This window comes from Streptomyces sp. NPDC001093, from assembly GCF_040298985.1.
Lineage (GTDB): Bacteria > Actinomycetota > Actinomycetes > Streptomycetales > Streptomycetaceae > Streptomyces.
Genome location: NZ_JBEPBF010000111.1, coordinates 1 through 18,614, shown reverse-complemented (window position 1 = coordinate 18,614; position 18,614 = coordinate 1). Strand labels below are relative to the sequence as shown.

The 18,614-nt window shown below is 72.3% G+C and carries 18 protein-coding genes; 9 read left to right on the top strand and 9 right to left on the bottom strand.

What is annotated here, in order from left to right:
• Positions 1-52: 52 nt before the first annotated feature.
• Genes ABT288_RS37450 through ABT288_RS37435 form a run of 4 tightly spaced genes read left to right on the top strand, consistent with a single transcriptional unit; the run spans position 53 to position 2,561 of the window.
• Positions 53-628, top strand: a complete 576-nt coding sequence (locus ABT288_RS37450; RefSeq protein WP_351617784.1) for a TetR/AcrR family transcriptional regulator — start codon at positions 53-55, stop codon at positions 626-628.
• Between the two features lie 5 nt (positions 629-633).
• Positions 634-1,023, top strand: a complete 390-nt coding sequence (locus ABT288_RS37445; protein ID WP_351617782.1) for a (R)-mandelonitrile lyase — start codon at positions 634-636, stop codon at positions 1,021-1,023.
• A 45-nt stretch (positions 1,024-1,068) separates the two neighbouring features.
• Positions 1,069-1,653, top strand: a complete 585-nt coding sequence (locus ABT288_RS37440) for a DUF4865 family protein (RefSeq protein WP_351617779.1) — start codon at positions 1,069-1,071, stop codon at positions 1,651-1,653.
• On the top strand, positions 1,650-2,561 hold the full coding sequence (locus ABT288_RS37435) for a phosphotriesterase family protein (RefSeq protein WP_351617776.1): 912 nt from the start codon (positions 1,650-1,652) through the stop codon (positions 2,559-2,561). The genes ABT288_RS37440 and ABT288_RS37435 overlap by 4 nt, the downstream gene beginning before the upstream one ends.
• A gap of 115 nt (positions 2,562-2,676) precedes the next feature.
• Here the strand turns inward: ABT288_RS37435 and xdhC are convergent, their stop codons facing one another.
• The 5 genes from xdhC to ABT288_RS37410 all read right to left on the bottom strand — a co-directional run bounded on the left by xdhC (position 2,677) and on the right by ABT288_RS37410 (position 9,740).
• A complete protein-coding gene (gene xdhC / locus ABT288_RS37430; protein ID WP_351617774.1) occupies positions 2,677-3,486 on the bottom strand; it encodes a xanthine dehydrogenase accessory protein XdhC in 810 nt (269 codons plus the stop codon).
• A gap of 1 nt (position 3,487) precedes the next feature.
• Positions 3,488-5,935: a xanthine dehydrogenase molybdopterin binding subunit gene (gene xdhB / locus ABT288_RS37425; RefSeq protein ID WP_351617771.1), complete on the bottom strand. Its 2,448-nt coding sequence runs from the start codon at positions 5,933-5,935 to the stop codon at positions 3,488-3,490.
• Complete coding sequence (locus ABT288_RS37420) at positions 5,932-7,395, bottom strand: xanthine dehydrogenase small subunit (protein WP_351617769.1); 1,464 nt, start codon at positions 7,393-7,395, stop codon at positions 5,932-5,934. The genes xdhB and ABT288_RS37420 overlap by 4 nt, the downstream gene beginning before the upstream one ends.
• Positions 7,396-7,820: 425 nt before the next feature.
• On the bottom strand, positions 7,821-9,059 hold the full coding sequence (locus ABT288_RS37415; protein ID WP_351617766.1) for an ROK family protein: 1,239 nt from the start codon (positions 9,057-9,059) through the stop codon (positions 7,821-7,823).
• A 36-nt stretch (positions 9,060-9,095) separates the two neighbouring features.
• Entirely contained in the window at positions 9,096-9,740 is a 645-nt protein-coding gene (locus ABT288_RS37410) for an alpha-ketoglutarate-dependent dioxygenase AlkB family protein (RefSeq protein WP_351617763.1), read from the bottom strand.
• A gap of 80 nt (positions 9,741-9,820) precedes the next feature.
• On the opposite strand from ABT288_RS37410, the gene ABT288_RS37405 reads away from it, so the two are divergent.
• Positions 9,821-10,954 carry a methyltransferase gene (locus ABT288_RS37405; RefSeq protein ID WP_351617819.1) on the top strand — a complete coding sequence of 378 codons (1,134 nt, stop codon included), beginning with the start codon at positions 9,821-9,823 and terminating at the stop codon, positions 10,952-10,954.
• Here ABT288_RS37405 and ABT288_RS37400 read toward each other — a convergent pair.
• Together ABT288_RS37400 and ABT288_RS37395 are read right to left on the bottom strand one after the other, a co-directional pair.
• Complete coding sequence (locus tag ABT288_RS37400) at positions 10,951-11,808, bottom strand: class II fructose-bisphosphate aldolase (protein ID WP_351617761.1); 858 nt, start codon at positions 11,806-11,808, stop codon at positions 10,951-10,953. The two genes, ABT288_RS37405 and ABT288_RS37400, sit on opposite strands and share 4 nt — an antisense overlap.
• A 39-nt stretch (positions 11,809-11,847) precedes the next feature.
• Entirely contained in the window at positions 11,848-12,729 is an 882-nt protein-coding gene (locus ABT288_RS37395; protein ID WP_351617759.1) for an SIS domain-containing protein, read from the bottom strand.
• A 126-nt stretch (positions 12,730-12,855) separates the two neighbouring features.
• On the opposite strand from ABT288_RS37395, the gene ABT288_RS37390 reads away from it, so the two are divergent.
• Entirely contained in the window at positions 12,856-13,635 is a 780-nt protein-coding gene (locus ABT288_RS37390) for a DeoR/GlpR family DNA-binding transcription regulator (protein ID WP_351617757.1), read from the top strand.
• Positions 13,636-13,730: 95 nt separating this feature from the next.
• Here ABT288_RS37390 and ABT288_RS37385 read toward each other — a convergent pair whose 3' ends face one another.
• Positions 13,731-14,126 (bottom strand): luciferase domain-containing protein, encoded by a 396-nt coding sequence (locus ABT288_RS37385; protein ID WP_351617755.1) that lies wholly within the window; start codon positions 14,124-14,126, stop codon positions 13,731-13,733.
• A 375-nt stretch (positions 14,127-14,501) separates the two neighbouring features.
• Here ABT288_RS37385 and ABT288_RS37380 point away from each other — a divergent pair, with 375 nt between their 5' ends.
• Both ABT288_RS37380 and ABT288_RS37375 read left to right on the top strand, forming a co-directional pair.
• Complete coding sequence (locus ABT288_RS37380; protein WP_351617754.1) at positions 14,502-15,680, top strand: MFS transporter; 1,179 nt, start codon at positions 14,502-14,504, stop codon at positions 15,678-15,680.
• A 133-nt stretch (positions 15,681-15,813) separates the two neighbouring features.
• Complete coding sequence (locus ABT288_RS37375; RefSeq protein WP_351617751.1) at positions 15,814-16,554, top strand: maleylpyruvate isomerase family mycothiol-dependent enzyme; 741 nt, start codon at positions 15,814-15,816, stop codon at positions 16,552-16,554.
• Positions 16,555-16,560: 6 nt separating this feature from the next.
• Here ABT288_RS37375 and ABT288_RS37370 read toward each other — a convergent pair whose 3' ends face one another.
• Positions 16,561-16,953, bottom strand: coding sequence for a MarR family winged helix-turn-helix transcriptional regulator (locus ABT288_RS37370; protein WP_351617749.1), 393 nt, complete (start codon positions 16,951-16,953; stop codon positions 16,561-16,563).
• Between the two features lie 85 nt (positions 16,954-17,038).
• Here ABT288_RS37370 and ABT288_RS37365 point away from each other — a divergent pair, with 85 nt between their 5' ends.
• Positions 17,039-18,529, top strand: coding sequence for an MFS transporter (locus tag ABT288_RS37365; RefSeq protein WP_351617747.1), 1,491 nt, complete (start codon positions 17,039-17,041; stop codon positions 18,527-18,529).
• Positions 18,530-18,614 lie beyond the last annotated feature (85 nt).

Below are 18,614 nucleotides of genomic sequence, written 5' to 3'. Positions count from 1 at the left end.
ACTGCTCCCCGGGGACTGGCGGACTGTAACTACTAGTATGTACAGTGGTCGCATGAGCACCTCGGAACGACTGATCGAGTCCACCCGTGAGCTGTTGTGGGAGCGCGGGTACGTCGGCACGAGCCCGAAGGCGATCCTGGAACGCGCCGGCGCCGGCCAGGGCAGCATGTACCACCACTTCAAGGGCAAGCCGGATCTCGCCCTGACGGCGATCCGGCGGACCGCACAGGAGTTGCGCGCCACCGCCGAGCGGGTCCTGGACGGGCCGGGCACGCCGTACGAGCGCATCGAGGCGTATCTGCTGCGTGAGCGTGACGTGCTGCGCGGCTGCCCGGTCGGCCGGCTGACCATGGACCCCGACGTGATCGCGAGCGAGGAACTGCGCGCGCCGGTCGACGAGACGATCGCCGCCATCCGCGAGCGGATCGCCGAGCTCGTCGAAGAGGGCAAGCGGCAGGGGCAGTTCGCACCGGAGCTGGACGGCGAGGAGATCGGCGCGGCCGTCCTCGCCACCGTGCAGGGCGGCTACGTCCTCGCCCGCGCCTCCGGCTCCCCCGCCGCCTTCGACGCCGGGGTGCGCGGTCTGCTCTCCCTGCTCGCACCCCGAACTCCCGGACAGGAGAACTGAGTCACGTGCACATCACCAGACGGCGTCCGGAGACCCGGCAGGGCCCGGCGGAGAACTTCACCGGCACGGTCTGGCTGGACGAGATCGCCGCGCCCGCCGCTCCGTCCCGGCTGCGCATGTTCAACGTCCACTTCGCCCCGGGCGCCCACACGGCCTGGCACCGGCACCCGCACGGGCAGGTGCTGCACGTCCTGGACGGCGAGGGGCTGGTGCAGCGCAAGGGCGCCGCGGTGGAGGCGATCCGCGCGGGCGACACGGTGTGGATCGAGCCGGACGAATGGCACTGGCACGGAGCCGCGCCCCGCACCTTCATGACCCATCTCGCTGTCGTGGAGGCCGCCGAGGACGGCACGACGACCGAGTGGCACGCGCACGTGGGCGACTACCCCGCCTGAGACCGACGAGACCTGATACGTGAGACCCGCGAAAGGATCCGGGACATGCACGCCATGCAGTACGAGTTCACCCTGCCCGCGGACTACGACATGGGCGTCATCCGCTCCCGCGTCGCCCGCGTCGCGCACCTGCTGGACGACTGGGACGGCCTCGGCGTCAAAACGTACGTGCTGCGCGAGCGCGGGGTGCACGGCTCGCCGGTGAACCAGTACGGGCCGTTCTACCTGTGGAACACCGTGGAGGGCATGAACAGCTTCCTGTGGGGAGGGGCCTTCCAGGGGCCGGTCGACGACTTCGGGCGGCCGGCGATCCGGCAGTGGACGGGCCTGGCCTTCGAGGAGGGCACCGCGACCGGTACCGCACCCGCGTTCGCCGTGCGACGGCGTCAACCGATGCCGGAGGGCGTGGAGTTGGCGGCCTTCATGGCGGACGCGACGGCCGAGACCGAGCGGCTCGCGGCGGAGGACGGTGCGGTCCTCGCGGCGGCGGCCGTGGACACGCGCGCGTGGGAGCTGGTCCACTTCTCGCTCTGGGAGCACGACACGCCCAAGGCCGACGGAGACCTGTACCAGGTGCTGCACCTGTCCGCGCCCGGCCGCGACCGGCTGCCGCGCGGGCGGCAGTGGTGAGCCAGGTCCGCACGGTCCTCGGCGACATCCGGCCCGGGGAGCTGGGCGTGTGCGACGCGCACGACCATCTCTTCCTGCGCAGCCCGCGGTTGCCGGGCCAGGAGCTCGACGACCTGACGGCGGCGCGGGCCGAGCTGGCCGCGTTCCGGGCGGCGGGCGGAGCAGCCGTCGTGCAGTGGACGCCGTACGGCATGGGACGGCGGGCGGCGGACCTGCCGGAGCTGTCCCGGGCCACCGGTGTGCGGCTGGTCTGCGCCACGGGACTGCACCAGGCCGTGCACTACGACTCCGCGTTGCCCGGCAGGCCGGCCGGCGACGGCCTCACCGGGCTGTTCGTGTCCGAGCTGACCGACGGCATCGGCACGACCGGTGTGCGAGCCGGTCTGATCAAGGTGGCGGGCGGCTTCCACGCGCTCGACGCGCACGCCCGCTGGACCATGCGGGCGGCGGCCGAGGCGCATCACGCCACCGGTGCGCCCATCGCCGTGCACCTGGAGCTGGGCACCGCCGCGCTGGACGTACTCGACCTGCTGTGCGGTGAGTTGGGGGTGCCCGGCGACCGGGTGATCCTGGGCCATCTGAACCGGTTCCCCGACCCGGTGGTGCAGCGGCAGGCCGCTGAGTCGGGCTGCTGGCTGGCCTTCGACGGGCCCTCCCGCGCCCATCACGCCACCGACTGGCGGATGCCGGAGGCGGTACGGGCCCTGGCCGACGCCGGCTTCGGCGACCGGCTTCTGCTCGGCGGCGACACGGTGGTCGCCGGGGCCCGCTCGGTCGACGGCGGGACCGGGATGCCGTACCTGCTGCGCGGGGTGCGGGCGCGGCTCGTGGCCGAGTTGGGCGCCGAACTGGTGGACCGGATGCTGGCCGAACATCCGGGCCGGGCCTTCGCGGCCGACTGGAAGTAAGCGCCCAGATCCTGTCACCCCGGCCGATGAGAGCCGGCCGACACCGCACCGAACGGGAGCCCCGCATGCATGCGTGCGCACGGCAGCGGGGCACCCCGCCGATCCGGCCGGAGAGTCAGTTCTCCTCGGTTTCGAAGGTGCGCAGCAGATCGGCCGCGACGCTCACGGCGATGGTCGCGGGTTCCTTGCCGGTGATGTCGGCCAGCCCGATCGGGGTCTTGATCCGGTCGATGGTGGCCTCGTCGTGACCGCCCTCGGTGGCGAGGCGTTTGCGGAACCGCGTCCACTTGGCCGCCGACCCGATCAGCCCGATGGAGCCGAGATGGCTTGTGCGCAGGGCCGCGTCGCACAGGGCGGCATCCTCGGCATGATCATGGGTCATGATCATGATGTGGGTGCCGCGCGGCAACTCCTCCAGCACCTCCTCGGGCAGGAGCGGCGTGTGATGCACGTGCACCTGCGCCACCGCGTCTGCCAGCACGTCGAGCCGCTCCTCGGCGAGGACGTCGGAGCGGGTGTCGATCAGATGGAGGTCGAGGTCCTGACGTGCCAGGATGCGCGCCAGTTCCAGCCCGACGTGCCCGACGCCGAAGATCGCCACGGCCCGTACCACCGGCAACGGTTCGAGCAGCACCGAGACCGTGCCACCGCAGCACTGCACGCCGTGCTGGTTGGTCACCTTGTCGTTCAGGGCGAAATCGATCAGCTCCGGCTCCGGCTTGGACGCCGCGATCACCTCCCGGGCCCGGTCGATCGCGACGGCCTCGACATTGCCGCCACCGATCGAGCCCCACGTCTCGGTCTGCCCCACGACGAGTTTCGCACCGGCGTCGCGCGGGGCATGACCGCGCACGGTCGCGACGGTCACCAGCACGCCGGGCTCCCGGCGTGCTCGCAACCGTGCGACCGCGGCGATCCACGTCATGTCAGGCACCGCTCAGCGCTTTTGCGTCGGTTCGGACCGTGCCGTCGGCGGCGTGCCCGTCGGCGGCGTGCCCGTTGGCGGCAAGCCCGTTGCGGACGTGCCCCTTGCGGGAGGCGTCGCCCTCGCGAGCCGACTGGATCGCCCAGTACACCGCCTCCGGCGTGGCGGGCGAGGCCAGGTCGACGCTCACATCGCCCGGTCCGAACGCGGCGACCGCCTGCCGCAGCGCCTCCCGCACCGAGAACGCCAGCATCAGCGGAGGCTCACCCACCGCCTTGGACCCGTAGACCGCGCCCTCCTCGGTGGCGTTCTCCAGAAGCGTGACGTTGAACTCCTCGGGCATCTCCGAGAAGCTCGGCAGCTTGTAGGTGCTCGCGGCCTGGGTCTGCAGCCGGCCGCGGTGGGGCCCGTCGCTGGTGTCCCACCGCAGGTCCTCGAGGGTCAGCCAGCCCGCGCCCTGCACGAAGCCGCCCTCGACCTGACCGATGTCGATCATCGGGGACAGGCTGTCGCCGACGTCGTGCACGATGTCCACCCGCCGGATGCGGTACGCGCCGGTGAACCCGTCGACCTCCACCTCGGTCGCCGCGGCGCCGTGGGCGAAGTACTTGAACGGCGAACCCCGGAACGTCTTCGCGTCCCAGTGCAGCCCCTCGGTCCGGTAGAAACCGGACGCCGACAACTGAACCCGCTGGAAGTACGCGGTGTGCACCAGGTCGTCCCAGGCCAGCTCCTTGTCGCTGCCCAGGGCCCGCGCGACGCCATCGACGATGCGCACATCCGAGGCGTTCGCACCCAGCTGGGTGGCGGCCACCTGCAGCAGCCGCTCGCGCAGCTGCTCACAGGCGTTCTTGATCGCCCCGCCGTTGAGATCCGCCCCGGAACTGGCGGCGGTGGCCGAGGTGTTGGGCACCTTGTCGGTGCGCGTCGGGGCAAGCCGGACCTTGTGCAGCGGGATACCCAGCGTGGTCGCGGCCACCTGCAGCATCTTGGTGTGCAGGCCCTGGCCCATCTCTGTGCCGCCGTGGTTGATCAGGACCGAGCCGTCCTTGTAGATCAGCACCAGCGCGCCGCCCTGGTTGAAGGCGGTCAGGTTGAACGAGATGCCGAACTTGATGCCGGTGATCGCAAGGGCCCGCTTGGTGTGCGGGTGCGCGGCGTTGAAGGCCGCGATCTCGCGCTTGCGATCGGCGATGCCGGCGTCGTCCTGCACCTGTCGCCAGACGGTGGAGATCCGTTCGGGCTGCGTGACGGGCTGTCCGTACGGCGTCGTCTGACCCTGGCCCGGCTGGTAGAAGTTGCGCTCCCGCAGCTCCGTGGGATCCAGGCCGAGCTGCGGCGCGCAGCGGCCCAGGATGTCCTCGATCACCAGCATGCCCTGCGGTCCGCCGAAGCCGCGGAAGGCGGTGTTGGAGACCGTGTTGGTCTTGGCGATGCGACCGGCGACGCGCGCGTTGGGGATCCAGTAGGTGTTGTCGATGTGGCACAGCGCGCGGGCCAGCACCGGCTCGGAGAGGTCCAGGCTCCAGCCGCCGTCCGCGACCAGGGTGGCGTCCAGGGCCTGGATACGGCCGTCCGCGTCGAAGCCGATCTTCCACGTGGCGTGGAACCCGTGCCGCTTGCCGGACATGGTCAGGTCCTGGGTCCGGTTGAGCCGGAACCGGACCGGCCGGCCGGTCAGCTTGGCGCCGAGCGCGGCGACGGCCGCGAACCCGTGCGGCTGCATCTCCTTGCCGCCGAAGCCGCCCCCCATCCGCAGGCACTGCACGGTCACCTCGTGGGCGGGCACGCCGAGCACGTGGGAGACGATCTCCTGGGTCTCCGACGGGTGCTGGGTGCTGCTCTGGATGAACACCTGCCCGTTCTCGTCGACCTGGGCCAGCGCCGCGTGCGTCTCGAGGTAGAAGTGCTCCTGACCGGAGAACTGGAACTCCCCGGTGAACACGTGCGCGGAGTCGGCGAAGCCTGCGTCGACGTCGCCGTGCAGCATCACGGGCCGGGCACCGTGGTAGCTCTCGGCCGCGATCGCGTCCTGCAGCGTGACCAGGGAGGGCAGTTCCTCGAGTTCCACCTCGACGGCCGCCGCGCCGAGCCGGGCAGCCTCCAGGGTTTCGCCGAGCACCCAGGCGACCGCGTGACCGTGGAACATGACCTCGTCGGGGAACAGCGGCTCGTCGTGCTTCATGCCGGCGTCGTTGACGCCGGGCACGTCGGCACCGGTCAGCACACGGACGACGCCGGGCACGGCGAGCGCGGGCTCGGTGCGCAGCGCGGTGATCCTGCCGTGGGCCTTCATGACCTGGACCGGGTAGGCGTGCAGTACGTCCTTGGTGCGCTGGACCAGGTCGTCGGTGTAGAGCGCGGTGCCGGTGACGTGCTGGAAGGCACTCTCGTGCGGCATCGAAACGCCGACGACGGGCTTTTCGGGACGCTCGGACAGATGGCTCATGACGACACCGCCTCGGTGGTCTGTGCGTGCAGCTTCAGCAGGCTCTGGCCGAGCATCGCGGAACGGTACAGGGAGCTGGCGCGGTGGTCGTCCATCGGCGTGCCCTCACCCCGCAGCACCCGGGCCGCGGCCTCGACGGTCTCCGCCGACCACGGCGTGCCCTCCAGGGCCGCCTCGGTGGCGAGGGCGCGGATCGGAGTGGCGGCCACGCCGCCCAGGCCGATGCGCGCCTTGCGGACGATCCCGTCCTCGATGTCGAGCGCGAAGGCGACCGCGACGCTGGAGATGTCGTCGAAGCGCCGCTTGGCGATCTTGTGGAAGGCCGTGACCGGCGACAACGGCAGCGGGATGCGCACCGCGCGGATCAGCTCGCCGGGACGACGTACGCTCTGCCGGTAGCCGGTGAAGTAGTCGGCCAGCGGGACCTCGCGCTCACCGTCGGCGTCGGCGAGCACCACCGACGCCTCCAGCGCGAGCAGCACCGGCGGGCTGTCACCGATGGGCGAGCCCGTACCCAGGTTGCCGCCGAGGCTCGCACTGTTGCGGATGAGCCGGGAGGCGAACTGCGGGAACAGCTCTGCCAGCAGCGGGACGTCGCCGTCGAGGCGGCGTTCGATCTCGGTGAGCGTCAGCGCCGCCCCGATCTCGATGTGGTCGGATTCGACGCGCAGTTCCCGCAGTTCGGGCAGCCGGTCGATGGCGACCACGCAATCCGCCCGGCGGGAACGGATGTTCACCTCCACGCCCCAGTCGGTGGAGCCGGCGACCACCACCGCGTCGGGCCGCTCGCGCAGCAACCGCAGCGTTTCGGCCAGAGTGCTCTTCCGTACGAACGCGCTGTCGTCCTGGGTGTACGCGGTGGCAACCGGTGCGGGCGGGGACTGTTCCCGACGCCGCGCCAGCGGGTCCTCGTCGGTGGGCGTGCCGACGGCGAAGGCGGCATCGCGAATCGGGCGATAACCGGTGCAGCGGCAGAGGTTTCCGCTCAGCGCGTGCAGATCGAAACCGTTCGGACCGTGCTCGGCGTCGGTGCTGTCGGCCGGGTCCGCGTGCGCGCAGCGGTCGGGTCGGTAGTACTCGGCCGCCATGCTGCAGACGAATCCCGGCGTGCAGTAACCGCATTGGGAGCCGCCACGGACCGCCATCTCCTCCTGCACGGGGTGCAGGGTGGGCGGCATGCCGGGGTCCCCGGCGGTGGCGAGGCCCTCCGAGGTGACGATCTCCTGCCCGTCGAGCGCCGCGACCGGGACCAGGCAGGCGTTGACCGCCACCCAGTCGGTGGGCTTGTTCACCCCGGGACGGGCCACCAGCACCGAACAGGCGCCGCATTCACCCTCGGCGCAGCCCTCCTTGGTGCCGGTGAGGCCACGCTCGCGCAGAAAGTCCAATACCGTCGTGTGGGGCGCAGCCGGTGAAATCGGTGTTTCTTTCCCATTGACCGTGATCCGCGCCGCTACCATGACAGGCCTTCTTTTCGGTGCGCGATCGATCGATTCATCATGTTCGCCAATTTCAGGCAGCTTTCTGTGTTCAGACGCGCCACGTGAGATGAGCGGGCGCAAAACGGCACGCGACAGCGAGGTGCCGAGAGAGGGTGACGGAGCATCAGGAATATGCCTCGGACGGGCACATCAGAACGGCGTGTTCAGCAGCCGTGCGCGATCCGACCCGGAATCCAGACCGTGCTGTGGGCGAGGCGACCGAGATCAGAGCTGGTGTACATCCGCTGGTCGCCTCCTTCCGGTAGTTACGGGTCGACTTCCACCGTAAAATAATGAGTGCGGCCACAGTGGTCAAGAGGTTGACCTCGGTGTCTCGAGAACCGAGAACCTCATACCGAAGGGTCCCGGCTGAACACAGTGCCCGGGGGCGGCCGGAAGTGCCGTCAGCGCAGCGCGCCCAGGGGGTCGTCCAGGACCGGCTGCCAGGCCAGCTCGGCCGCTCCGACCAGGCTGTTGTGGTCCAGGGTGCAGGGCAGGATCGGTACGCCGCCGCTCTGGCCCCACAGGCTGCGGTCGGCGACGACCGCGCGGAGCCGGCCGGGGTCGGCGTCCAGGAGGGTGCGGTGGAGCCCGCCGAGGATGATGCGGTCGGGGTTGAGGATGTTGACCAGTCCGGCCAGGCCCAGGCCCAGGCGGTCGATCAGGGCCTCGGCGGCCGTGCGGACGGCCGGGTCGTCGTACTGGGTGCGCAGCAGGTCGTTGGCCTGCTGGAGCAACGACACCTCGGGGCCGGGCTCGCGGCCGGCATCGACCAGCAGGGCCAGCGGGTCCGCCTCGACGTCCAGGCAGCCGCGGCTGCCGCAGTGGCAGGGCCGGCCCTCCGGGTTGACGGTGAGGTGGCCGACCTCCAGGGCGAGCCCCGAACTGCCGGTGTGCAGGCGGCCGTCCAGGACCAGGGCGCCGCCGACACCGCGGTGCCCGGTGGCCACGCACAGCAGGTCCCGGGCGCCCCGGCCGGCACCGTGCCGGTGTTCGGCGAGCGCGGCGAGGTTGACGTCGTTGCCCGCGAAGGCCGGACCGGTGAGGCCGGCCGCGCGCACGCACTCCGCGAAGATCCGCCGGACCGGGGCGCCGACGGGCCAGGCCAGGTGCAGCGGGTTGAGAGCGAGACCGTCGGGTTCGGCGACGGCGGACGGTACGGCGAGTCCGGCGCCGACGCAGCGCCGGCCGGTCGTGCGCAGCAGCTCCGCGCCCGCCTCGACGACCGAGCCGAGCACCTTCGCCGGGTCGGCGTCGACGGTCTCGCAGCCGGGCGCCGTCGCCACGATCCGCCCGCCCAGGCCGACCAGCGCGGCCCGGAAGCCGTCGGCGTGGACCTGCGCGGCGAGCGCCACCGGGCCGTCCTCGGCGACCTGCAGCCGGTGCGAGGGGCGGCCCTGGGAACCGGCCGCGGCGCCCGGCCGGGCATCCACGCGAATCAGTCCGAGCGCCTCCAGCTCGGCGGCCACCGCTCCGGCCGTGGCCCGGGTCACCCCGAGTTCCGCGGTGAGCACGGCCCGCGTCGGCGCCCGCCCGGTGTGCACCAGCTCCAGCGCGGGGCCGAGTGCTCCGCGCCCTCGGTCCAGCCGCGCCCTCGAGGTGGTCCTCTCCCCCGCCGTCCGGGGATCCGCCTTGCCGCTCATGAGGGCGAGTCTCCCATGATCCGCAGGTGCGGCGGCCTACAGGCCGCTGACCCGAAGTGTGATGTTCAGACGTCCGGACAGCCCCGACCCGGTCGGCGCGGTGCCGCCGTACACCCGGGGAACCCCGTGGTAGGCGAGCCGCGAGGGCCCGCCGAAGACGAACAGGTCACCGCTGCGCAGTTCCACGTCGGTGTACGGCTTCGCACGCGTCTCGCTGTTGCCGAAGCGGAACACGCACGTGTCGCCGAGACTGAGGGAGACCACCGGCGCGTCCGCCTGCTCGTCACTGTCGCGGTGCATGCCCATGCGGGCGTCGCGGTCGTAGAAGTTGATCAGTGCGATGTCGTAGGTGTACGGCTCCTGCGGGCCCAGCGCGTCGACGGCGGCGCGGCGGCCCAGCTCGCCGAGCCAGGCCGGGAACGGCTTCACGGGGGCGCCGTCGCCGTCGACGGCCGTGCGGGCGTAGCCGTACGGGTACCAGTGCAGGCCCAGGCAGACCTGCCGGGCGGTCATCGTGCCGCCGCCCGGGGTGCGTACGGTGCGCAGTCCGGCCGGCGGCCGCGCCCACTGCCGGCAGGCGGCGAGCAGCTCGCGCTGCCGGCCGGCGTCGAGCCAGTCCGGGACGTGCACGGCGCCCGGCGCGACCTGAGCGCGCTCCCTGGGAAACAGCTCCGCGTCCACACGCTCCATGGTGCCGCAGGCCGGCCCCACCAGCCCTGAGCTGCGGCTCCGCTAGCCTGGGAGACACGATGAGCGACCGTATGACGACACCGTGGGGCGAGGTCGAGCTGTCCCGCTTCCCCGAGGATCCCCGCGACCGGCTGCGTGCCTGGGACGCCTCCGACGCGTACCTGCTGCGCCACCTGGCCGAGGAGGGGGTGCCGCTCACGGGCTCGGTCGTGGTGGTCGGGGACCGCTGGGGGGCGCTGGCCACGGCGCTCGCGGAGCACCGGCCGACGCAGATCACCGACTCCTTCCTGAGCCAGGAGGCGACCCGGGCGAACCTGGTGCGGGCCGGTGTCGAGCCCGGTGCCGTGCAGTTGCTGACCACCCAGGATCCGCCGCCACAGCGCGTGGACGTGCTGCTGGTGCGGGTGCCGAAGAGCCTGGCGCTGCTGGAGGACCAGCTGCTGCGGCTGGCCCCCGCCGTGCACGCCGGCACGGTCGTCGTCGGCACCGGGATGGTGAAGGAGATCCACACCTCCACGCTGCAGCTGTTCGAGCGGATCCTGGGCCCGACCCGGACCTCACTGGCACGGCAGAAGGCCCGGCTCATCTTCTGCACCCCGGACCCGGCGCTGGAGCGGCCGGCGAACCCGTGGCCGTACGCCTACGACCTCCCGGACGGCGTCGGGCCGGTCTCCGGGCGCCCGGTCGTCAACCACGCCGGTGTCTTCTGCGCCGACCGCCTGGACATCGGCACCCGCTTCTTCCTCCAGCACCTGCCCGGACCGGGCGCGGGCCGCGTGGTGGACCTCGGGTGCGGCAACGGCGTCGTCGGTACGGCGGTGGCCCTCGCCGATCCGTCGGCAGAGGTGCTGTTCGTGGACGAGTCCTTCCAGGCGGTGGCCTCGGCCGAGGCGACGTACAAGGCCAACGGGGTGCCCGGACACGCGGAGTTCCGGGTCGGGGACGGGCTGGCCGGGGTGGCGCCGGGCAGCGTGGACCTGGTCCTGAACAACCCGCCCTTCCACTCCCACCAGGCCACGACCGACGCGACGTCGTGGCGCATGTTCACGGGGGCGCTGCGCGCGCTCCGGCCGGGGGGCGAACTGTGGGTGATCGGGAACCGGCACCTGGGGTACCACGTGAAGCTGAGGCGGTTGTTCGGCACCTGTGAACTGGTGGCCTCCGACCCGAAGTTCGTGGTGCTGAGGGCCGTCAAGAGGGGCTAGGCCGTCCGGGAGAGGACCCCGATGATCCGCCGCACCTCCTCGGCCATCGCGTCCCGCCCCACGCTGAGGTACTTGCGCGAGTCGACGGCCTCCGGGTGGGCGGCGAGGAACTCCCGGATCGCTCCGGTCATGGCCACGTTGAGTGCCGTGCCGACGTTGACCTTGGCGATGCCGCCGCCGACCGCCGCGATCAGGCCGTCGTCCGGGACTCCGGAGGAGCCGTGCAGGACGAGCGGGACGGACAGTGCGGCGTACAGGCGCTTCAGCAGGCCGTGGTCGAGGGTGGCGGTGCGGGTGGTCATCGCGTGCACACTGCCGACGGCGACGGCGAGGGCGTCCACACCGGTGCCCGCCACGAAGTCGCGGGCCTGGTCCGGGTCGGTGCGGGCGCCGGGCGCGTGGGCGTCCAGCGGGAGCCTGCCGTCCTTGCCTCCGATCTGGCCCAACTCCGCCTCGATCCAGAGCCCTTGGGCATGGGCCCAGTCGGCGGCCGACCGGGTGGCGGAGAGGTTGTCGGCGTACGGCAGCCGGGCCGCGTCGTACATCACCGAGCTGAACCCGGCGTCGGGCGCCTGGCGCAGCAGGTGGTCGCTCTGCACATGGTCCAGGTGCAACGCGACGGGGACGGCGGCGCGTTCGGCCGCGGCCACGGCCGCCCGGGCCAGCGGCAGCAGCCGTCCGTAGCGGAACCTGACGGCGTTCTCGCTGACCTGGAGCACGACGGGTGCGCCGGCCGACTCGGCGCCGGCGATGACGGCCTCGACGTGCTCCAGGGTGATGACGTTGAACGCGGCGACGGCGGATCTGGTTGCGGCGGCTGCGGTGACCAGCTCGCCGGTGGACGCGAGGGGCACGTGTGGTGTCCTTCCGGGGCGCGGGCGGCGGGTCGGGGTTCAGGGGGCGAGGATCACCGAGCGGGTGAGATGGCGCGGCTGGTCGGGGTCGAGGCCGCGGGCGGCGGCGACGGCGACCGCGAGCCGCTGGACGCGGACGAGTTCGGCGAGCGGGTCGAGCCGGCCTGCGATCCACAACCCACCGGTGATGCGGACCTGTTCGGCGAGCCCTTCGGGTGCCTCGCCGAGCATCCAGGTGGCGGTGCCCTCGGTGGTGATGCTGATCGGGCCGTGCCGGTACTCCATCGCCGGATAGGCCTCGGTCCAGGACAGTGAGGCCTCGCGCATCTTCAGCCCGGCCTCGCTCGCGAGCCCGACGGTCCAGCCGCGCCCGAGAAAGGTGAACTGGGTGCAGGCGACCAGTCCTTCGGGAAGAGGAGTGGACAGGGCCGTGCGCGCGTCGGTGACGACGGAGTCGGCGTGCAGGCCGAGGTGGGCGCGCAGGAGGGTGAGGGCGGTGGTGGCGAACCGGGTCTGGACGACGGAGCGTTCGTCGGCGAAGTCCAGCACCACGAGGTCGTCGGCGGCCGACATCACCGGGGTGTCCGGATCGCCGGTGATGGCCGTGGTCCGGGTCCTGCCCCTCAACTCGCCCAGCAGTTCCAGTACTTCGGTGGTGGTGCCGGAGCGGGTGAGGGCCACCACCCGGTCGTACGGGCGCCCGTACGGGAACTCGGAGGCCGCGAAGGCGTCGGTCTCGCCCTGGCCTGCGCCCTCCCGCAGGGCGGCCACCGCCTGCGCCATGAAGTACGAGGTCCCGCACCCCACGATCGCGACCCGCTCCCCCGGTCCCGGCAGTGCGTCCCGGTGCCGCCCCGCCTCCTCGGCCGCCCGTGTCCAGCACTCCGGCTGGCTGTTCAGCTCGTTCTCGACATGACTCATGGCCACACCCTCCCCCTCGCTGATTGTTCCTGCAAGATATAGCGAGCTTTCGAGCAGTATCAAGCATTCGAGCGCAGAGAGAGGTGCGCTAGGGTCGCCGGGAACACTTCGGAACGGAGGCTGCGGATGTCCCGGGACGCCCGCTGGAAGGCGCTGCTGGACCTGCTCGTCGAGCGCGGCCGGCTGGAGGTCGAGGAGGCGGCGGCCGAGCTGGAGGTGTCGGCGGCGACGATCCGCAGGGACTTCGACCAGCTCGCCGAGCAGCAGATGCTGGTGCGCACCCGGGGCGGGGCTGTGGTGCACGGAGTGTCGTACGAACTCCCGCTGCGCTACAAGACGGCCCGGCGCGCCTCGGAGAAGCAGCGCATCGCCAAGGCCGTGGCCGAACTCGTCGCGCCGGGCGAGGCGGTGGGACTGACCGGCGGCACGACCACCACGGAGGTGGCCCGCGCCCTGGCCGTACGCGGCGATCTGTCCACCGGATCGCCCGCGCTGACCATCGTGACCAACGCGCTCAACATCGCCAACGAGCTCGCCGTACGGCCGCAGTTCAAGATCGTGGTGACGGGCGGGGTGGCGCGCCCGCAGTCCTACGAGCTCATCGGCCCGCTCGCGGACGGGGTGCTCGGGCAGATCACACTGGACGTGGCGGTGCTCGGGGTCGTCGCCTTCGACGTCACGCACGGCGCGGCGGCCCATGACGAGGCGGAGGCCGCGATCAACCGGCTGCTGTGCGAGCGCGCCGAGCGGGTGGTGGTCGCCGCGGACTCCAGCAAGCTGGGCCAGCGTGCGTTCGCCCGGATCTGCGGGGCGGAGCTGGTGGACACGCTCGTCACGGACACGGCCGTGGAGCAGGAGACGGTACGCCGCTTCGAGGAGGCGGGCGTCCGGGTCGTCGCGGTGTGACGCCGGGCGGCACTCGGGCGCGGCCGGCCCTCATGGTCACCGTGCCGCGCCGCCCGGCTCAGACGCCACCGCGGCCGGCCGGCACGCCGCTCGCCTCAGAAACCACTGCGGTCGGCCTTCACAAAGCCCGCGCCGCGCTGGTCGTTGCAGCCCACCGGCGGCCGGTCGAGTGGGTCGGGCCAGGCCTGCTGGGCCTGGAGCGCCACGCTCACCAGGGTCAGCAGCAGGTCGACGTCGCTCGCCGCGTCGAGGCGCAGGGTCACCCAGTGCGAACCGGGCACGATCCTGATCGCGCCCGAGTCCCTGAGGTCCTTGGCGAACCGCCGGATCGCCCGGTCGGTCAACCGCAGATCCACATCGCGGTCCGAGTGGAAGTGGGCGATCTCGCCCTGGGCCGAACTCACCGCCTGTCCAAGGCCGCAGCTCGGGACCGCCTGGCTCAGGTCGGGCCAGGTCGCCAGTTGCGCGAGCGCGCGCGAGGCCAACGTCATGGGGCCATCATGGCCCGCTCACCCCTCGGCAACCAGCTCGTGAGCAAGCATTAACCGACCTGTATCCGACCGCGAAGCGCGCGTGGACACCTTCGCAGGACGCCGAACAAGGCGTCCGTCCCGCCGCGTTGACTCCGCCGCCGGGCCGAACGAGCACAAGTCGGTGCAGGTGAAGGGCACATCGGTCGATTCGGGGCACTCGGGATCCAAGCCCGTGGGTGTGTGCGGCAGTCGTCGCACACGCCAGGCGTCCTCGGTCGGCAGCAGGAGCGCCTCCTTCCGTGGCCCGCACACGGAATGTCCCTTGCCCCGCCCCGCGCACCGGCCTAGCCTGACTTTGTGCCGCAAATAAACAAACCCCGAACGCACAGCGTAGTGCCGGGTGGCAGCCGCGATCTCTCCCGGCTCCGCGTCGCGCTCACCGCCTTCTTCGCCCTCGATGGCTTCGTCTTCGCGGGCTGGGTGGTCCGGATCCCCGCCATCAAGCAGCAGACCGACTCCTCCGCCGGCGCCCTCGGCCTGGCCCTGCTGGGCGTCTCGGCAGGCGCCGTCGTCACCATGACGCTGATCGGCCGGCTGTGCCGCCGCTACGGCAGCCATCCGGTCACCGTGGCCTGCGCCGTCCTGCTCTCCCTCAGCGTCAGCCTGCCCCCGCTCACCCACTCCGCGCCCGCCCTCGGCGCCGTACTCCTCGTCTTCGGCGCCGCCTACGGCGGTATCAACGTCGCCTTCAACAGCGCCGCCGTCGATCTGGTGGCCGCCCTGCGGCGGCCGGTCATGCCGTCGTTCCATGCGGCGTTCAGCCTCGGCGGCATGACCGGCGCCGGGCTCGGCGGACTGGTCGCCGGCGCGCTCTCCCCCACGCGGCATCTGCTCGGCCTGACCCTGATCGGACTGCTCGTCACGGCCGTCGCCGGGCGCGCCCTGCTGCGGCAGGAGCCACCAGCCCCGGCGGACCGCACCCCCTCCTCGCATCCGGAGACGCACCGTCCCGCGACGCGGCGGACCGGCGGCCGCGGGCTGGTCGTCGTCTTCGGGCTGATCGCGCTGTGCACCGCCTACGGCGAGGGCGCCATGGCCGACTGGGGCGCGCTCCACCTCCAGCAGGACTTCTCGGCGTCGTCCGGCGTCGCGGCGGCCGGGTACTCGTGTTTCGCGCTGGCCATGACCGTGGGCCGGGCGACGGGCACGAGCCTCCTGGAGCGCCTCGGCCGGGCCCGCACGGTGATCACCGGCGGCACCGTCGCGGCGGTGGGCATGCTGCTCGGCTCGCTCGCGCCGTCCGTGTGGGCCGCGCTGATCGGCTTCGCCGTCACCGGACTCGGGCTCGCCAACCTCTTCCCGGTCGCCGTGGAGCGGGCCGGCGCGCTGACCGGCCCGTCCGGCGTGGCCGTCGCCTCGACGTTCGGCTACGGCGGCATGCTGCTCGGGCCGCCCGCGATCGGGTTCATGGCCGACTGGTTCTCCCTGTCGGCCGCACTCACCAGCGTCGCGGCACTGGCCGCCGTCGCCGCGGCCATCGGGGTGTCCATGCGGCGGACGATGGGCGCGTGAGCCAGGAGCCGGCAGCACCCGGCCGGCCCCGAGCGCACCGAGAAGACGGGGCCGGCCGGCTCACCGGGACCGGCCGGCCTGCACCCCGTAAATCACCGGCCCGGCACGCACCCCATCCGGCACACTCACGCCCATGGACACTGCCGACTTCCTTCAGACCCTGGACCGGGAGAGCCGGTCGCTGGCGGCGGCCGCCGCCGCGGCGGGGACCGATGCCAAGGTGCCGACCTGCCCGGAGTGGCAGATGCGCGACCTGCTGCGGCACACCGGGATGGTGCACCGCTGGGCCGCCGCCTTCGTCGCCGAGGGGCACACCTCCTACCACCCCGACGGCGGCCTGCCCGACCTGGACGGCGCCGAGTTGCTCGCCTGGTTCCAGGAGGGGCACCGGTATCTCGTCGACACCCTCGCCTCCGCCGCGCCCGACGTGGAGTGCTGGCACTTCCTGCCCGCGCCGTCGCCGCTCGCGTTCTGGGCCCGGCGGCAGGCACACGAGACGACCGTGCACCGGGTCGACGCCGAGTCCGCGAGGGGCGGTGCCCCCGGCGAGATCGCGCCCGGCTTCGCCGTGGACGGCGTCGACGAGCTGCTGTGCGGCTTCCACGCGCGTGCCGGGAGCCGGGTGCGGAGCGAAGAGCCGCGGGTGCTGCGGATGCGGGCGACGGACGTGGACGGCGCGGTGTGGACCGTACGCCTGTCGCCGGAGCCGCCCGTGACCGTGCGGACGGCGACCGAGGACGCCGACTGCGAAGTGGCCGGACCGGCCGCGCAGTTGTACCTGTCGCTGTGGAACCGGCTGCCGTTCCCCGGCGTGACCGGGGATGCCTCGGTCGCCGCACTGTGGCGCGAGAAGTCCGCCGTCACCTGGAGCTGACAGCCCTCAGTCCGTCAGCATCCGGTTCAGCACCGCGCGCTGCACCGGCCGTACCTCGCCGTGCAGCGCGCGCCCCTTCGCCGTGAGCGCCACGCGCACCCCGCGCCGGTCCTCGGCGCACATGGCGCGCTCGACCAGGCCGTCCTTCTCCAGGCGCCCGATCAGCCGGGACAGCGCGCTCTGGCTGAGATGGACGCGCTCGGAGATCTCCTGGACGCGGTAGGCGCAGCCGCCGTCCGCCGCGGCGCCCTCGGACAGCAGGTCGAGGACCTCGAAGTCGCTGGCGCACAGGCCGTGTCCGTGCAGCGCCCGGTCCAGCTCGCACTGGGTGCGGGCATGCAGCGCGAGGATCTCCCGCCACTGCTCCACGAGCGCCTGCTCGGCCCTGTTCGACGCCATGGGCGCACCGTAGCAGAGAAGCAAGATTATTGCATCGGAATTAAATGCATTTGCATCCGATGCATGCGCATGTAGTGTCTTCGGCATGACCTCTCCGCTCACCCCCTCCGCGGCCCCGTCCCCGGCGGTTCGCTGGACCCCCCGGCTGTGGGGCACCCTGCTGGTGCTCTGCGCGGCGATGTTCCTGGACGCGCTGGACGTGTCGATGGTCGGCGTCGCGCTGCCGTCCATCGGCTCCGACCTCCACCTGTCCACGTCGGCGCTGCAATGGATCGTCAGCGGCTACATCCTGGGCTACGGCGGTCTGCTCCTCCTCGGCGGCCGCACCGCCGACCTGCTCGGCCGGCGTCAGGTGTTCCTCGTGGCGCTCGGCGTCTTCGCGGTCGCCTCGCTGCTCGGCGGGCTCGTGGACTCGGGCCCGCTGCTGATCGCCAGCCGTTTCGTCAAGGGTTTGAGCGCGGCCTTCACGGCTCCGGCCGGCCTGTCGATCATCACCACGACGTTCCCGGAGGGCCCGCTGCGCAACCGCGCCCTCTCCATCTACACCACCTGCGCCGCCACCGGCTTCTCCATGGGCCTGGTGCTCTCGGGCCTGCTCACCGAGGCCAGCTGGCGCTTCACCATGCTGCTGCCGGCACCGATCGCCCTCCTCGCGCTGCTCGCCGGCCTCCGGCTCCTGCCGCGCAGCGCCCGCGAGGACAGCCACGACGGCTACGACATCCCGGGCGCCGTCCTCGGCACCGCGGCGATGCTGCTGCTGGTCTTCACCGTCGTCCAGGCGCCCGAGGCCGGCTGGGCCTCGGCCCGCACGCTGCTGTCCTTCCTCGCCGTCGCGGTGCTGCTGACCGCCTTCGTCCTGGTCGAACGGCGCTCGCCGAGCCCGCTGATCCGGCTGGGCGTGCTGCGCTCGGGCAGCCAGGTGCGCGCCCAGCTCGGCGCGATCGCCTTCTTCGGCAGTTACGTCGGCTTCCAGTTCCTGACCACGCTGTACATGCAGTCCCTGCTCGGCTGGTCCGCGCTGCACACGGCGCTGGCCTTCCTGCCGGCGGGCGCGCTGGTGGCGGTGTCCTCGACGAAGGTCGGCGGGATCGTCGACCGGTTCGGCACCCCGCGGCTGATCGCCACCGGCTTCGCCTTCATGGTCCTCGGCTACGCGCTGTTCCTGCGGGTCGACCTCGAGCCGGTGTACGCGGCCGTGATCCTGCCGTCCATGCTGCTGATCGGCGCGGCCTGCGCGCTGGTCTTCCCGTCGCTCAACATCCAGGCCACCAACGGCGTCGAGGACCACGAGCAGGGCATGGTCTCCGGTCTGCTCAACACCTCGGTGCAGGTGGGCGGAGCGATCTTCCTGGCGGTGGTCACCGCCGTGGTGACCGCGAACGCCCCCGCCCACGCCACCCCGCAGGCCGTCCTCGACAGCTACCGGCCGGGCTTCATGGTCGTCACGGGCATCGCGGCGGCCGGTCTGCTGATCACCCTCGCCGGTCTGCGCGGCCGGCGCACACAGCGGTCCCTCGTGGTCGCCAGGTCCACCGTGGAGGAGGCGGAAGCGGAGCGCGTTGCGGTCCGTGACTAGGGGGAAGCCTCCAACCGGGCGCCCGGCGGGGCCGATTGCCCCGCCCGGGGGCCGGCAGGTGAAGTGGGGGGTTGTCCGCAAACGG

Bases quoted from the DNA above. Each gene is read 5' to 3' on its own strand.
- xdhC (WP_351617774.1), bottom strand. From the start codon at position 3,486: ATGACGTGGATCGCCGCGGTCGCACGGTTGCGAGCACGCCGGGAGCCC.
- ABT288_RS37420 (WP_351617769.1), bottom strand. From the start codon at position 7,395: ATGGTAGCGGCGCGGATCACGGTCAATGGGAAAGAAACACCGATTTCA.
- ABT288_RS37365 (WP_351617747.1), top strand. From the start codon at position 17,039: ATGACCTCTCCGCTCACCCCCTCCGCGGCCCCGTCCCCGGCGGTTCGC.
- ABT288_RS37395 (WP_351617759.1), bottom strand. From the start codon at position 12,729: ATGAGTCATGTCGAGAACGAGCTGAACAGCCAGCCGGAGTGCTGGACA.
- ABT288_RS37450 (WP_351617784.1), top strand. From the start codon at position 53: ATGAGCACCTCGGAACGACTGATCGAGTCCACCCGTGAGCTGTTGTGG.
- ABT288_RS37375 (WP_351617751.1), top strand. From the start codon at position 15,814: ATGGACACTGCCGACTTCCTTCAGACCCTGGACCGGGAGAGCCGGTCG.
- ABT288_RS37390 (WP_351617757.1), top strand. From the start codon at position 12,856: ATGTCCCGGGACGCCCGCTGGAAGGCGCTGCTGGACCTGCTCGTCGAG.
- ABT288_RS37415 (WP_351617766.1), bottom strand. From the start codon at position 9,059: ATGAGCGGCAAGGCGGATCCCCGGACGGCGGGGGAGAGGACCACCTCG.
- ABT288_RS37440 (WP_351617779.1), top strand. From the start codon at position 1,069: ATGCACGCCATGCAGTACGAGTTCACCCTGCCCGCGGACTACGACATG.
- ABT288_RS37405 (WP_351617819.1), top strand. From the start codon at position 9,821: ATGACGACACCGTGGGGCGAGGTCGAGCTGTCCCGCTTCCCCGAGGAT.
- ABT288_RS37385 (WP_351617755.1), bottom strand. From the start codon at position 14,126: ATGACGTTGGCCTCGCGCGCGCTCGCGCAACTGGCGACCTGGCCCGAC.
- xdhB (WP_351617771.1), bottom strand. From the start codon at position 5,935: ATGAGCCATCTGTCCGAGCGTCCCGAAAAGCCCGTCGTCGGCGTTTCG.
- ABT288_RS37370 (WP_351617749.1), bottom strand. From the start codon at position 16,953: ATGGCGTCGAACAGGGCCGAGCAGGCGCTCGTGGAGCAGTGGCGGGAG.